14 protein-coding genes are annotated in these 13,276 nt (G+C 70.1%); 4 read left to right on the top strand and 10 right to left on the bottom strand.

From position 1 onward, the window contains the following. Window positions 1–68: 68 nt before the first annotated feature. The 4 genes from G8A07_RS21245 to G8A07_RS21230 form a co-directional block, all read right to left on the bottom strand. The gene (locus G8A07_RS21245; protein ID WP_195793949.1) at window positions 69–2,207 is read right to left on the bottom strand and encodes a prolyl oligopeptidase family protein; all 2,139 of its coding nucleotides are present in this window, start codon (window positions 2,205–2,207) and stop codon (window positions 69–71) included. A 51-nt stretch (window positions 2,208–2,258) separates the two neighbouring features. After that, window positions 2,259–3,815 (bottom strand): bifunctional diguanylate cyclase/phosphodiesterase, encoded by a 1,557-nt coding sequence (locus G8A07_RS21240; RefSeq protein WP_195793948.1) that lies wholly within the window; start codon window positions 3,813–3,815, stop codon window positions 2,259–2,261. Further along, window positions 3,778–4,323, bottom strand: a complete 546-nt coding sequence (locus tag G8A07_RS21235) for a heme NO-binding domain-containing protein (RefSeq protein WP_213086184.1) — start codon at window positions 4,321–4,323, stop codon at window positions 3,778–3,780. Before G8A07_RS21235 ends, G8A07_RS21240 begins: the two co-directional genes overlap by 38 nt. Before the next feature lie 243 nt (window positions 4,324–4,566). After that, a complete protein-coding gene (locus tag G8A07_RS21230) occupies window positions 4,567–5,424 on the bottom strand; it encodes an urease accessory protein UreD (protein ID WP_195793947.1) in 858 nt (285 codons plus the stop codon). Window positions 5,425–5,618: 194 nt separating this feature from the next. Here G8A07_RS21230 and G8A07_RS21225 point away from each other — a divergent pair, with 194 nt between their 5' ends. Both G8A07_RS21225 and G8A07_RS21220 read left to right on the top strand, forming a co-directional pair. Beyond that, window positions 5,619–5,984, top strand: coding sequence for a DUF4148 domain-containing protein (locus tag G8A07_RS21225; RefSeq protein ID WP_195793946.1), 366 nt, complete (start codon window positions 5,619–5,621; stop codon window positions 5,982–5,984). Between the two features lie 55 nt (window positions 5,985–6,039). Beyond that, complete coding sequence (locus G8A07_RS21220) at window positions 6,040–6,378, top strand: PRC-barrel domain-containing protein (RefSeq protein WP_195793945.1); 339 nt, start codon at window positions 6,040–6,042, stop codon at window positions 6,376–6,378. A 30-nt stretch (window positions 6,379–6,408) separates the two neighbouring features. On the opposite strand, the gene G8A07_RS21215 is transcribed toward G8A07_RS21220, so the two are convergent. From G8A07_RS21215 to G8A07_RS21190, 6 genes are all read right to left on the bottom strand, one after another. After that, a complete protein-coding gene (locus G8A07_RS21215) occupies window positions 6,409–6,897 on the bottom strand; it encodes a copper chaperone PCu(A)C (RefSeq protein ID WP_195793944.1) in 489 nt (162 codons plus the stop codon). Window positions 6,898–7,020: 123 nt separating this feature from the next. Next, window positions 7,021–7,395: a DUF2946 family protein gene (locus G8A07_RS21210; RefSeq protein ID WP_195793943.1), complete on the bottom strand. Its 375-nt coding sequence runs from the start codon at window positions 7,393–7,395 to the stop codon at window positions 7,021–7,023. A 33-nt stretch (window positions 7,396–7,428) separates the two neighbouring features. Then, a complete protein-coding gene (locus G8A07_RS21205) occupies window positions 7,429–8,442 on the bottom strand; it encodes a porin (RefSeq protein WP_195793942.1) in 1,014 nt (337 codons plus the stop codon). A 37-nt stretch (window positions 8,443–8,479) separates the two neighbouring features. Continuing rightward, the gene (locus G8A07_RS21200; protein WP_195793941.1) at window positions 8,480–9,253 is read right to left on the bottom strand and encodes an ABC transporter permease; all 774 of its coding nucleotides are present in this window, start codon (window positions 9,251–9,253) and stop codon (window positions 8,480–8,482) included. Further along, window positions 9,250–10,077, bottom strand: coding sequence for an ABC transporter ATP-binding protein (locus tag G8A07_RS21195; protein WP_195793940.1), 828 nt, complete (start codon window positions 10,075–10,077; stop codon window positions 9,250–9,252). Before G8A07_RS21195 ends, G8A07_RS21200 begins: the two co-directional genes overlap by 4 nt. Before the next feature lie 12 nt (window positions 10,078–10,089). Then, window positions 10,090–11,139 (bottom strand): ABC transporter substrate-binding protein, encoded by a 1,050-nt coding sequence (locus G8A07_RS21190; RefSeq protein ID WP_195797890.1) that lies wholly within the window; start codon window positions 11,137–11,139, stop codon window positions 10,090–10,092. Between the two features lie 590 nt (window positions 11,140–11,729). Here G8A07_RS21190 and G8A07_RS21185 point away from each other — a divergent pair. Beyond that, window positions 11,730–12,410, top strand: a complete 681-nt coding sequence (locus tag G8A07_RS21185) for a hypothetical protein (RefSeq protein WP_195793939.1) — start codon at window positions 11,730–11,732, stop codon at window positions 12,408–12,410. A 29-nt stretch (window positions 12,411–12,439) separates the two neighbouring features. Then, a complete protein-coding gene (locus G8A07_RS21180) occupies window positions 12,440–13,276 on the top strand; it encodes a hypothetical protein (protein ID WP_195793938.1) in 837 nt (278 codons plus the stop codon).

Here is a 13,276-nt window from a genome sequence, read left to right as displayed (position 1 = left end):
GAAGGCGGCGGATGCTGTGCATCTTCCCGCCTTGTCGGGGCTTGGGCAAGATCAGACCCTCATCACTTTTACTGCAGCTGCAGTTTGAAGGCATTGGCCATGAAGGCCAGCATGTCGGCGCGCTCCTCGATCAGCTTCGAGGTGGGTTTGCCGGCGCCATGGCCGGCCGAGGTCTCGATGCGGATCAGCTTGGGCGCGCTGCCGGTGTCGGCCGCCTGCAGCGCGGCGGTGTACTTGAAGCTGTGCGCCGGCACGACGCGGTCGTCATGGTCGGCCGTGGTCACGAGCACCGGCGGGTACAGGCGCTGCGAGCGGATCGTGTGCAGCGGCGAGTAGGCCTGCAGGGCCTTGAACTGCTCGGCGTCGTCCACCGTGCCGTAGTCGCTGGCCCAGGCCCAGCCGATCGTGAACTTGTGATAGCGCAGCATGTCCATCACGCCGACCTGGGGCACGGCTGCGCCGAACAGCTCGGGGCGCTGGTTCAGCACCGCGCCGACCAGCAGGCCACCGTTGGAGCCGCCGTTGATTGCCAGCTTGGCCGGCTGGGTGTACTTGTTCGCGATCAGCCATTCGGCCGCGGCGATGAAGTCGTCGAACACGTTCTGCTTCTTCAGCTTGGTGCCGGCCTCATGCCAGGCCGCACCATACTCGCCGCCGCCGCGCAGCGCGGCCGAGACGTAGACGCCGCCCATCTGCATCCAGGTGGCCGCGGTGACGCTGTAGCCCGGCGTCATCGGCGAGTTGAAGCCGCCGTAGCCGTACAGCAGGGTCGGGTTCGTGCCGTCCAGCTTCAGGCCCTTCTTGTGGGCGATGAAGACAGGGAACCGGGTGCCGTCCTTGCTGGTGACGAAATGGCGCTCGGTCACATACTGCTCGGCCGGGAAGGCGGTGGCGGCGCGCTTGAACAGGCTCTGCTTGCCGCTGGCCGGCTCGAAGCGCCAGATCTCGGTCGGCGAACTGAAGCTGGCGTAGCTGTAGAAGGTCTCGCCGTCCTGCCACTTGCCGCCGAAGCCGCGCGCCGTGCCGACGCCCGGCAGCGGCACCTCGGCCTGGGCCTTGCCGTCCACGCCATGCACGCGCACCAGGGTCGAGGCGTCGCGCAGATAGCTCAGCAGGAAGCGGCCGGCGACGCCGGAGGCGCCGGTCAGCGCGTCGCCGGTCTCGGCCACCACGGTTTGCCAGGCGGCCGGCTCGGGGCGGCGGATGTCGATCGCGATCAGGCGGCCGCGCGGCGCGTCCTTGTCGGTGCGCACATAGAGCTGCTCGCCGACCAGGGCGACCGGGTCGTACTCGGCGTCGAACTCCATCGTCAGCGGGCGCGCGGTGGCGCCGGCCTGGTAGCCGCCCTTGTCCAGCGGCAGCAGCAGCAGGCCGTTCTTGCGGCCCGAGCCCTTCCAGATATTGATGATGACGAAGCGCCCGTCATCGCTGACCTCGGCGCCGAAGCCCCAGGTCTTCTCGGTCTTGTTCTCCATCACCAGCTGGTCGGCCGACTGCTCGGTGCCCAGGCGGTGGTAGTAGAGCTTCTGGAAGTAGTTGGCGCCGGTCAGGGCCTCGCCGGCCTTGGGGGCGTCGTAGCGCGAGTAGAAGAAGCCCTTGCCGTCCGGCGTCCAGGAGGCCTGGGAGAATTTCACCCATTCGATCTTGTCGGCCAGGTCCTTGCCGCTGGCCAGGTCGCGCACCTGCCAGCGCTGCCAGTCGGAGCCGCCCACCGCGACGCCATAGGCCAGCAGCTTGCCGTCCGGCGAGGGCCGCAGGCTGGTCAGCGCGACCGTGCCGTCCTTGGACAGGGTGTTCGGGTCCAGCGCCACCTGCGGCTTGTCGCTCAAGCTGGTGGCGGTGTAGACCACGTCCTGCTGCTGCAGGCCGTCGTTGCGCTTCCAGAAGTAGCGGCCGCCTTCGCTGAAGGGCACGCCGATCTTCTCGAAGTTGAAGAGCTTGGTGTAGAGCTTGCGCACCGGTTCGCGCTGGGGCATGGCCGCCAGGTACTGGTCGGTCACGCGGTTCTGTTCCTTGACCCAGGCCTTGGTCTCGGCGCTGTTGTCGTCCTCCAGCCAGCGGTAGGGATCGGCGATGCGCTGACCGTGGTAGCTGTCGACCTGCTCGACCTTGCGGGTGTCGGGATAGCTGAGTCCGCTCGCCAGCGCGGCGAGCGAGCTGCTGCCGGCCAGCAGGGCCAGCACCAGTTGTTTTCTTGCTCGAATCATCGGTGTTCTCATCCTCGTGCACGCCGCTCGTGACGGCGCGAGGCAAGTATCTCAGGTCGGCCCGGCCGGGGGCGCCGGCGGGGCGGGCAGCGGCCCCTGCGGCAGCTCGCGCTGCGGCCGCGCGAACCAGTAGCCCTGCATCGCGTCGGCGCCGGCCGCGGCCAGCAGCTCGGCCTGGGCCTGGGATTCGATGCCCTCCACCACCACCTGGATCTGCAGCCGTGCCGCCAGCTCCAGGATGCACTCGGCCAGCGCGCGGGCCTGGGCATCGGTCTCGATGTCGCAGATCAGGGTGCGGTCCAGCTTCAGGATGCCGATCGGCAGCTGGCGCAGCAGCGCGAAGTTGGAGTAGCCGATGCCGAAGTCGTCCAGCGCGATGCGCATGCCGGTGGCGGTCAGCGCGGCCAGCATCGCGCGGGTGGCCTCGATGTCCTGCAGCAGCGCGGTCTCGGTGATCTCGATCACCACCGCGCTGGCCGGCAGACCGGCCTCGGCCAGCAGCGCGGGCAGGCGCTGCAGCGGCCAGGCGCTGCCGAACTGCGAGGGCGAGACATTGATCGACAGATAGGCCAGCCGCCCCGTGGCCACCAGCGGCGCGGCCTCGCGCAGCGCGCGGCGCAGCAGGCTGTCCATCATCTCGTCCAGCAGGCCCAGGCGCTCCACCGCGTCGAGGAATTGGCCCGGCAGGCGCAGCTCGCCCGCCGTGGTGCGCCAGCGCGCCAGCAGCTCGGCGCCGGCCAGCTGGCCGCTGCGGTAGCGCACGATCGGCTGGTACCAGGGCTGGAAGCGCTCCTCGGCCAGGGCCTGGCGCACCTCGGCCTCCAGCGCGGTGCGCCGTTCCAGCTCGGTGCGCAGCGAGAGCTCGAAGGAGGTGACCCGGGCGCGGCCGTTGCGCTTGGAGGTGTAGAGCGCCAGGTCGGCATCGCGCAGCAGCGCATCGGCCTGGGTGCCCGGGTCGCCGACCTCGGCCAGGCCGATCGAGCACAGGCAGGGCACGCTGTGGCCATCGATCATGGCCGGCTGGCACAGGGTGCGCAGCAGGCGCTGTGCCATGTGCAGCAGGCCCCGGTGGTCGCGCACCGCGCGCGCCAGCACCGCGAACTCGTCGCCGCCCAGCCGCGCCACCAGGTCGCGCGGCCGTACCGCGGCGGCCAGACGGCGCGCGAACTCGATCAGCAGCGCGTCGCCGGCCGCGTGGCCCAGGCTGTCGTTGACGGTCTTGAAGTCGTCCAGGTCCAGCAGCAGCACCGCGACGCCGCTGGCCACCGCCTGCGGATTGGCCAGCTCCTCGGCCAGCTGGCGCGCGAAGGAGGCGCGGTTGGCGATGCCGGTCAGGGTGTCGATCTCGGCGCGCTGCAGCGCGTGCTGGCGCTCGGCGGAGAGCTCGCGGGTGCGTTCCTCGACGCGGCGCTCCAGCTCCAACGCCAGCCGGCTCAGGCTCTGATTCGCCTCATAGAGCTGCAGCGACTTGCTCTCCAGCAGGCGCTCGGCCTCGCCGCGCGCGCGCCGCTCGCGCTCCAGTCGCTGCTCCAGGCGGCGCAGCTTCTCCTGCAGCTCGGCCGCGCCCGCCTCAGCGTCGCTCGATGACAAAACGGGCACCCTCGCCATCGCTGACCTCCAGAGGCTCATGCCGCACCCGTACCGCGACTCCGAACTGCCGCGCCGAGCCGAGGATCAGGCCCTCGGCCAGGGCCTCCAGGTGGCGCGGGCTGCGGTACAGCATCACCAGCCGCTCGGGCGCACGGCTTTCGATCGTGAAGCTGGGCAGCTCGGCGTCCGGGTAGAGCTTGCGCACCTCCACATGGATGTGGCCCTCGATGCTTTCCAGGAAGTCGAACAGCTCGCTGCTGCGTGAGAAGAAGGCCGGGTAATGCTTGGCGAAGCGAGCGCTCAGGTGCTCGCCGAAATCGCGCAGCAGCGCCGGTATCGGCAGCCCGCTGCGCGCCGCCAGCGCGCCGCCCAGGCTGGCCATCTCGGCATGGCTGTAGGTGCCCACCGCGGTGTAGGCGCCGCCGCTGGGCAGATCGCTGGCATCGATGATGTCGTCGACCATATCCTCGCCGAAGCGTGCGGCGACGAAATCCAGGAACTCGGTGAACACCACGCCCTTCATCATGCCTCCCGCAGCGTCGCGGGGACGCGCTGCCCTGATGGGCCTACTGTATGCGCATTGCCGGCGGCGGCAAATGCGCAGTGATGAGGAAAAGTGCCGTTGACGCGAGGGCGAGGGTTTTGCGTTGCGAGCCGGCGTCAGGCTAGGCGGACGGAGCGCAGGGACCGGAACGTACTGGAGGTACGTGAGGATCCCGAGCATCCGGCCAACGACGCATGGCGGCGGCGCAGTAGCAAAACGCGTGAGTCAAGTGCGCCACACTCGCGGCGGGCATGGCTCCAGGTCCCAGGCCTCGCGGCGCCAGGCGGCCCGGACCCGGCCCAGCAGGGCCATCGCCGGCTCGACCCGCTCGGCCAGCAGGCGCAGCACCACGACGCCGCCCTCCGGCGCGCTGCAGCCGGCCAGCGCGCGCAGCGCCGGGTCGGGGGTGGCTGCGATCTCGGCCCGTGCCGCTTCCAGCAGGGCCTCGCGCCGCGGCGGGGGCAGGGCCTGGCCGGCGGCGAACCACAGGCCGGCCAGCACCGGGCGGCCCGCCAGGCCCAGCGGCGAGCCGAGCAGGGCGCGGTCCTCGGCGGCGATGCGGCCGCGCTCCAGCCAGCGGCCCGGCAGCTCCAGGTGCTGGGTATAGCTGCCGCGCTCGAAGCCCTGGCCGGCGGCCGGCAGGCCCAGGGCCAGCAGGTCCCAGCCGATCATCTCGGCGCCCGGCGCCAGCTCGAAGCGCAGCCGGTTCTCGGCCAGCGTGCCGTCGTAGGCGATAGTCTCCAGCGGCAGCCATTCGAGCCGGCTGCCCGGCGCTAGGCGCGCGCGCAGGCTCTGCGTGGCCGGCGTGCCGGCGCTGCGGTAGAAGCGGGTGGCGCCCGGCGTCGTGATCAGGGCGTGGGCACCCTCGGCCAGGCAGGCCTCGATCTCCAGCACATCGCCGCCGACGATGCCGCCCGGCGGATGCACCAGCACATGGTGGCAGATGCCCGGTCCCTCGGGGTACAGGCGCTGCAGCACGCGCAGTGGCCCCTCGTGCCGGTCCAGCGCGGTGGTGCGGCCCGCGCCGCCCGCCGCCAACTGCTCATGCCGGTAATCCAGCGTCAATCGTCCATGCCAAGCCATGCGATCAGCTTAGCAAGAGGCGTGCGAGGCCTGGCTCCATCGCGCGCTGTTGCATCGTGTAGCCGGCCCAGTCCTACGGCCGGGACCGTGATCGTCGGACGCCGGGGCGCCACCGCGGCGCCCAGACTGGATGCATGGGTGGACGGATCCGCCGCCCGCCCTTTCTTTTCATCCACCTCGCAAAGGAGTTCCCGATGAAGACCTTGATTGCCACCGTCGCCGCCACCTCCGCGCTGCTGGGTTCCGGCTGGGCCCTGGCCCAGGCCGTCACGCCCGAACGCGATGCCGGCCTGCCGCCGGTCGTGGTCGTGGTGCCGGCCGAAACCTGGCAGGCGCCGCAGCCCGAACGCCATGACCCGAGCGCGCCGCTGAGCCGGGCCGAAGTGATCGCCGACCTGAACCTGTGGCGCCAGGCCGGCCTGACGCCCGCGATGGGCGATGGCACCGATGCGCTCGAACGCCCGGGCGAGCAGGAGCGTCTGGCCCAGTACCAGGCGCTGCGCGAGGGCCCGGCCTTCGAGGCCGAGGTGCGCGAGGTCGAGGCACAGCTGGGGCGCTGAGCCCCAACCGCCCCATTCGTCTTTCTTCTTTCACCCCGTTTCGGAGGATCCGATCATGAGCAATCCCGTCATCTCGTCCGACAAGGTCGAAGGCAGCGCCGTTTACAACCCGGACGGCGACAAGCTGGGCAGCATCGACAACCTGGTGATCGACAAGCGTTCCGGCCTGGTGCGCTATGCCGCGCTGGAGTTCGGCGGCTTCCTGGGCATCGGCAGCGACCGCTACCCGATCCCCTGGAGCCTGCTGAAGTACGACACCGGCCTGGACGGCTATGTCGTGCCGCTGCAGAAGAGCCAGCTCGAGAAGGCGCCGCGCTATGCGCAGAGCGACACCCCGGCCTATACCGACGACTACGGCCGCAAGGTCTACGACTACTACGGCGTGCTGTGGTGAGGAGCCGGTTCGCCGGGCCGGGCGCGGCGCTTAATGCTTGTGCTGACCGTGGCCGGCCTCTGGAGCGGGAGCCGGCGTGCGGGCCGGTAGCTTCAGCTCCAGGGTCTCGCGCTTGCCGTCCTTGGCCTCGAACACCAGGGTCAGCGGCACCTGATCGCCCGGCTTCACCTGGGTCTTCAGGTCCATCAGCATGACGTGGTAGCCGCCCGGCTTCAGCTCGACCACCTGGCCGGCGGCCAGCTCGAGCGCCGGCAGCGCGCGCATCTTCATCACCGAGCCCTCCATCTTCATCTCATGGATCTCGGCGACGCCGGCCACCGGCGAGCGCACCTCGACGATGCGGCCGGCCTGGCCGCTGCTCAGCTGCATGAAGGCGCCGGTGGCCTTCTGCTGCGCCACGGTGGCGCGCACCCAGGCCTGTTCGGCCTTCAGGCCGGAGGAGGCGGATGGTTGGGCCTGGGCGCCCAGCGTGAGCAGGCCCAGGGACAGGGCGCAGGCCCAGGAACGGATGGCGGTCATGATGGAGTTCTCCATGGCAAGAGGGGCCGCAAGGCGGCCGGGAAGCAGCGCGGCGCAGAAGGTCAAGCTTGCGGCGCGGCATAACGGTCAGGGGTAGGGATCAGGCGGCGGCGCGCGGGCCGTTCAGCGCCCGGCCGGCGGGGCGCGGGCGCGGGCCTGATCCCAGGCATGGAGGGGAGCGCTCGCGCTGAGGAAGCGCTCGGGTAGGCGGTGGCCCAGGTCCATGCGCAGCGCCGGCAGCGCGGCGGGCGGCGGCGGGGCCAGGTCTTGCTGGGCCTGCGGCGAGCACAGCGGGCAATGCTCGAGCAGCAGATGTGGCGGCACACGCCCCGCGTCGGCCGCACTGCACAGCTGGCCCAGCAGCCGGGCGGTGGCGGCGCCGCCATCGTCCACCAGCGCCCGCGAGAGCGAGGGCAGCAGCGCCATCAGCCAGAAGGTCAGGACGACCATCCAGCGGCTGAGCGGCGAGGGGTGGGGCAGGGCGCGAGGATGCGGCACGGTGGCCGGATTCTAAGACCGCCCCGCGGTCGCTCAGAAGCGGTGGCGGATGCCCAGCGAATAGCTGCTGCCGCCGGACAGGCCGTCGAGCTTGTCGCTCATCGCGACCGCATAGACATCGGTGCGCTTGGACAGGTAATGGTCGTAGCCGACGGTGAGGGTCTTGCGGTCCGGGCCGGCCGAGGCGCTCATCCGGCCGTACTGCGCCAGCAGCTTGCCGTCGCCGACCGGGACCGCGGCGCCGAGGCCGGTGATCTTGTAGTCGCGCCCATTGCTGCTGTTCTCGACCTTGCCATACTGGCCAAACAGCTTGGCGGCGCCGAGGTCGTAGGAGGCGGCACCCTGCCAGGTCTTGCTGTCGGCGACCGGTGCGGCGCCGTCCTTCTTGACGTTCTGGTAGTTGAAGCTGGCGGCGAAGGCGCCCGCGGCATAGCCGGCGTTGACGCCGTAATTCTTGCCGCCCGCGCCCTCGCCGGCCGCGACGATGGCGCCGAAGCTGAAGCCGCCGAACTTGGGGCTCAGGTACTGGACGGAATCGCTCCAGCCGGTGTCGCCGGTGGCGGTGGTGCCGCTGATGGTGGCGCCGGCGCTGAAGTACTGGCGGATGCTGGGCGAATAGCCGAAGGAGTCGCCGAAGGCATTGAAGGCCAGGGTCTGCACGAACAGCGGCGTCGTGTTGCGGCCCAGGCGGACCAGGCCCAGGTCCTTGTGCGACAGGCCGACGAAGGCGTTGCGGGCCCAGAAGTTGTCGCCGTTGAAGCGGCCGTTGTTGCCGACATCGGCGCGCAGGAAGCTGTCCAGGGTGAAGAAGGCCGACAGGCCGTCGCCCAGTTCCTCGCTACCCGAGAGGCCGAAATAGCTGGTGCTCAGCTTGCCGCTGTCGACGTTCTTGATCGCGGAGCCGCCGGGGTTCTTGCCGGAGCCGACGCTGAGGTCGATCAGGCCGTAGAGCGTGACCTTGCTGCCCGTGCTCTGGGCCTGCGCGGCGCAGGCCAGGCCCAGCAGGGTGCTGGCGATCAGCAGCTTCTTGTTCTTGATGGGATTCATGGTTTGCTTTTGGGGAGGGTGAGGAAACAGGGGAAATTCAATGCTGGCCGCCGCGATGGGCCCAGCCGGTCAGGCGCCGTTCCAGCACCGCGAACAGCTCGTACATCAGCATCGCCATCACGCCGACGGTGACCAGGCCGGCGAAGGCCAGGCCCATCTGCATCGAGGCGCCGGCCGAGATCAGCAGATAGCCGATGCCCTCGTTGGAGGCGGTCATCTCGGAGACCGTGCTGCCGACAAAGGCCAGGGTGATCGCCACCTTCAGCGCCGCGAAGAAATAGGGCAGGGAGCGCGGCAGCCCGACCTTGATCAGCACATCCCAGCGGCGCGCGCCCAGCACGCGCAGCACGTCCTCCAGCTCCGGCTCCAGGGTGGCCAGGCCGGTGGCGATGTTGACCATGATGGGGAAGAAGCTGATCAGGAAGGCGGTCAGCACCGCGGGGCCGACGCCGATGCCGAACCACACGACCAGGATGGGCACGAAGGCGGCCTTGGGCAGGGCGTTGAAGCCGGTCATCAGCGGGTACATGGCCTTGTAGGCCAGCTGCGAGCTGCCCATCAGGAAGCCCAGCAGCACGCCGACGACGATCGCGATGCCGAAGCCGAGCAGGGTCACCCAGAAGGTGCGCCAGGCATGGCCCAGGATGGCCTGCCAATGCTCGATCCCGGCCAGCGCCACCGACCAGGGGCTGGGGAAGATGAAGTCCGAGACCTGCAGCGCGCTGCACACCAGCTGCCACAGCAGCAGGATGGCGGCGAGCAGCAGCCAGGGGGCGAAGCGTTGGAACAGCTGTTGGGCGCGATGGCTCATTGGGCCACCTCCGCGCCGGTCTTCCCGACATGACGCAGGGCGCCGATATGCCCGCGCAGCTCGTGCACGATCTCGGTGAAGGCCGGGGTGTAGGTGATCTCCAGCTCGCGCGGGCGCGGCAGCTCGATCGCTCGGCGGTGCAGGATGCGGCCGGGGCTCTTGCTCATCACATAGACGGTGTCGGCGAGGAAGACGCTTTCGCGCAGGTCATGGGTCACCAGGATCACGTTGAAGCCCTTCGCGGCCTGAAGGTCGCGCAGCGCACACCACAGCTCCTCGCGGGTGAAGGCGTCCAGCGCGCCGAAGGGCTCGTCCAGCAGCAGGAGCTGGGGCTCGTGGATCAGCGCGCGGCAGATGCTGGCACGCTGCTGCATGCCGCCGGACAGCTGCCAGGGGAACTTGTCCTCATAGCCGGCCAGGCCGACGCTGGCCAGCAGCGCGCGGGCACGCTCGACATACTCCGCGCGTCGAGAGCGCAGCTGCGAGCGATGCGGCTCGACGATCTCCAGCGGCAGCATCACGTTGTCCAAGGTCGTGCGCCAGGGAAGCAGCGAGGCGGCCTGGAAGGCCATGCCGCTGATCTTCAGCGGCCCCTCGACCAATTGGCCGGCGACATGGATCTCGCCGCGGCTGGGTTTCTTCAGCCCGGTGGCCAGCTTCATGAAGGTGGACTTGCCGCAGCCCGAGGGGCCGACGATGGCCGCGAACTCGCCGCGCTTCAGGGTCAGCGAGATGTCCTCGACCGCGAACACCCCTTGTTTCCAGAGCTGGTCGTTGTAGGCGAGCCAGACCCGCCGGAAGTCGACATAGTTGTTGTTGTCCATGCGGCGACTCCCTCAGCGCTTGGCGGGGAGCACCGTATCGAGCTCGGCCTTGGCCGGCAGGAATGCCGAAGTCCACACGGCCTCCGGCACCACGCGCGTCTTGGTGCCGTAGGCGTCCGAGATCTGGCTGGCCATCAGGGCCAGGCGCGGGCCCATCACCTGGCCGAAGCCCTCGGCGCGCGCGTCGGGGCTGGCGATCACCGCGTCGATCGCCATGCGCAGGCGGCGCTTCTCCAGGCTTTCGTTGATGATCGCGTCGCGCTGCTTGACGAAGGCGATCGCGGCATCCGGGTTGGCCATCACCTCCTTCGCGCCCTTCGCGAAGGCCGACAGGAAGGCCTTCACCAGCTCCGGCTTCTCCTTGATGATCTTCGGGCTGGCGATGATCGCGTTGCCGTAGAGCTTCACGCCATGGTCGGGGTAGGGGAAGGTGACGACATCGGCCGCCTTGACGCCGCGTGCCTCCAGGTTCAAGAGCGAGGTGAAGGAGAAGCCGGTGATCGCGTCGACATCGCCGCGCGCCAGCATGGTCTCGCGCAGCGGCGGGTCCATGCTGACCCAGCTGGCGCCCTCGATCTTGTTGGCCTTGGCCAGGATCGGGAAGCCGCGCCGGCCGGCGTCGAACACCGGCGCGCCGAGCTTCTTGCCGGAGAGCTGGGCCACGCTCGCAATGCCGCTCTTCTTCAGCGCCAGCACCGCGGCCGGCGTGTTGTTGTAGACCATCATCACGGCCACCGGCTTGTTCGGCGCATCCGGGTTGTTGGCGTGGAACTCCATCAGCGCCGCCAGGTCGGCGAAGCCCAGGTCGTAGGAGCCCGAGGCCACGCGCGTGACCGCGCCGCCCGAGCCGTTGCCGGCGTCCAGGTTCACCTCCAGGCCGGCGCTCTTGAAATAGCCCTTGGCGATCGGCAGCAGGAACAGGGCCGAGGGTCCCTCGAAGCGCCAGTCGAGCTGGAACTTGATCGGCGTGGCCGACTGGGCCTGGGCCTGGGCCGGGGCGCTGATGCCCAGCCCGGCGCCGGCCAGCAGCGCGGCGGCCAGCCAGCGGCGGCGCGCGCGCATCAGAAAAGAGGAGGAGGAAGGGGCGTGGGTAGGGCTGCTGTAGCTGCTCATGCGTGCATGTCTCCGGGGAAACCAGGGGAGCCGGGAGGAACCACATCAGCCCGGCGCGATCAGCCCGTTTGAGCAAGCTCCATGCCACGCGATGGCGGCCTAAAACCGACTCATTTGGGCGAACAACTGCATACAGGCACCATGGCAGTCTGTATACACTTTTGTCAAGACCAATTTGGTGCATCGCGCCTCATGTTGTGGCGTTTAAGGAGCCTGTCGGGCTTGGGCATGTGCCCGCGCCATCGCCTGGGGCCGCCAGGCTAGGCGCAGGCGACGCCGTGTGGCTCGCGCCACACCAGGAGGCTGCAACAACGTCTGGCGGCCCCAGGCGATGGCCCTTCGGGTTGTGTGACAGGGGGCGCATGCAGCGTTGCCAATGCTCGCTGGACATGAGTCCAGCTTGCGCTTGTCGCCTTGCCTGCGCCTCCTGTCGCACAACGCGGGCTCATGCCCAAGCCCGACAGGCTCCTAGGGTTTGACACCCATGGCGTCCCGAGCGAAAACGGCAACCATCGCGGCGGACGGCAGGGACGGGCGGCATGGGTGCTGAGGTCGACAGCGAAACCGTTCAGGGAAAAAGCCAACCCTGGCCCGCGCGCTTCGCGGCCTGGATGGGCGCCGAGCTGCCCAAGCTGCTGGGCGCGGCGGTGATCCTGGTGCTGGGCTTCGCGCTGAAGGACTCGGTGGACCTGGCGATCAAGCAGCGCCAGCTGGACCTCAGCTACACCAAGGAGATGCAGGGCTTGCTGCAGCAGCTCTACGGCCAGGGCCGCGAGCCCGGCCGGCCGCCCAGCGAGGCGGAGCTGAAGAGTGCGGCCATCCTGCTGGCGGCCTATGGCGAGCCGGCGCTGCCGGGACTCCTGAGCGTGCTGCGTGGCAGCGGGCTGGAGACCCTGGCCGCGGCCGAGGGGCTCAATGCGCTGGCGCTGCGCGAGCCGGCCCTGGTCTGCGCGGCCCTACCGCGGGTGCTAGGCCTGCGCCGCCAGTACGAATGGCAGGCGCATGAGCTGGTGGTGCAGATGCTGGGCCAGCATGGCTGCCGCCAGGCGCGGCCGGCGCTGCAGCGCTATCTGGCCCTGGTGGAGGCGGCCGCAGCGGGCCGGCCGCAGGCCTTCGAGACCCTGCTGCGCCAGCCGCCCGAGGGGCCGGGCGAGGTCTATCCGCGGCTGCAGCGCAGCGTGCGCCTGGCGCTGGAGCAGCTGGAGCGGGACGCCTTCTGATCTTTCTTCCTTCGGACAAGGAGCGGCAGATGAGGACCAAGACCATTCGATGGCTGCTGTTGCCGGCCCTGCTGGCGCTGCTGCCGGCGCTCGGGCGCGCGGCCCTGGTCGACTGCCAGCCGGCGGCCGGGCGCTTCACAGTGTTCCTCAGCGAGCCCAGCGGCCCGCTGTTCACCCAGCCGGCGCAGCTGCGCCAGTTCATGCAGCAGCTGCAGTTCGAGCTGGACCAGAACCGCGATGCGCGCTGGGTGCTGTCGCCCGGCACCGACGTGCGCTTCGTCGCCTGCCCGGGCCGCGCGCCGGCGCTGGACGGGCAAGACTTCGGCCGCGACATCGTCGACGCGCTGCACACGCGGCGCGTGCTGCTGGAGGTCTGGGGCCTGCTGTCGAGCGGCCCCGGCGCCGACGGCCGGCCGCAGCCGCAGGCGCAGATGAACTTCCTGCTGGTGCCGCTGCAGCAGGCGGCCAACGAGCAGGGCGCCAGCGCGGCCGCCGGCGCCTCGGCGCTGCAGCGCCTGCGCTATCCGGAGGCCGGCGCGGCGCCGACCAGCGATCCGGTGCTGCTGATCGCGCGGCCGACCGACATCGATGCCTTCGTCGCCAGCGCCTTCGGCCTGAAGCTGCTGCGCGAGCGCAGCTTCGAGCTGGCGCATCGCAACCTCTGCCGAGCCGGCCATCTGCTGGGCGCGATCGCGCGCCGCCCGCTGGCCGGCCGCAGCCGCGACGACCTGGCGCGGCTGCGCGAGCAGGTGCGCGCCGCGGCCGGGCAGGCGGTGGCGCAGGCCAAGGCCGATGCGAACTATCCCAAGCTGGGGCTGCTGCGCCTGCGCGAGCCGGCACAGCCCTGCGACGCGGAGGAGGGCTGA

This window comes from Roseateles sp. DAIF2, assembly GCF_015624425.1.
In the GTDB taxonomy this organism is placed as follows: Bacteria; Pseudomonadota; Gammaproteobacteria; order Burkholderiales; family Burkholderiaceae_C; genus Kinneretia.
This window is presented reverse-complemented; position numbering and strand designations above follow the sequence as displayed.

Bases quoted from the DNA above. Each gene is read 5' to 3' on its own strand.
- G8A07_RS21200 (WP_195793941.1), bottom strand. From the start codon at position 9,253: ATGAGCCATCGCGCCCAACAGCTGTTCCAACGCTTCGCCCCCTGGCTG.
- G8A07_RS21245 (WP_195793949.1), bottom strand. From the start codon at position 2,207: ATGATTCGAGCAAGAAAACAACTGGTGCTGGCCCTGCTGGCCGGCAGC.
- G8A07_RS21185 (WP_195793939.1), top strand. From the start codon at position 11,730: ATGGGTGCTGAGGTCGACAGCGAAACCGTTCAGGGAAAAAGCCAACCC.
- G8A07_RS21190 (WP_195797890.1), bottom strand. From the start codon at position 11,139: ATGCGCGCGCGCCGCCGCTGGCTGGCCGCCGCGCTGCTGGCCGGCGCC.
- G8A07_RS21230 (WP_195793947.1), bottom strand. From the start codon at position 5,424: ATGGCTTGGCATGGACGATTGACGCTGGATTACCGGCATGAGCAGTTG.
- G8A07_RS21205 (WP_195793942.1), bottom strand. From the start codon at position 8,442: ATGAATCCCATCAAGAACAAGAAGCTGCTGATCGCCAGCACCCTGCTG.
- G8A07_RS21180 (WP_195793938.1), top strand. From the start codon at position 12,440: ATGAGGACCAAGACCATTCGATGGCTGCTGTTGCCGGCCCTGCTGGCG.
- G8A07_RS21215 (WP_195793944.1), bottom strand. From the start codon at position 6,897: ATGACCGCCATCCGTTCCTGGGCCTGCGCCCTGTCCCTGGGCCTGCTC.
- G8A07_RS21195 (WP_195793940.1), bottom strand. From the start codon at position 10,077: ATGGACAACAACAACTATGTCGACTTCCGGCGGGTCTGGCTCGCCTAC.
- G8A07_RS21225 (WP_195793946.1), top strand. From the start codon at position 5,619: ATGAAGACCTTGATTGCCACCGTCGCCGCCACCTCCGCGCTGCTGGGT.
- G8A07_RS21235 (WP_213086184.1), bottom strand. From the start codon at position 4,323: ATGATGAAGGGCGTGGTGTTCACCGAGTTCCTGGATTTCGTCGCCGCA.
- G8A07_RS21240 (WP_195793948.1), bottom strand. From the start codon at position 3,815: ATGGCGAGGGTGCCCGTTTTGTCATCGAGCGACGCTGAGGCGGGCGCG.
- G8A07_RS21220 (WP_195793945.1), top strand. From the start codon at position 6,040: ATGAGCAATCCCGTCATCTCGTCCGACAAGGTCGAAGGCAGCGCCGTT.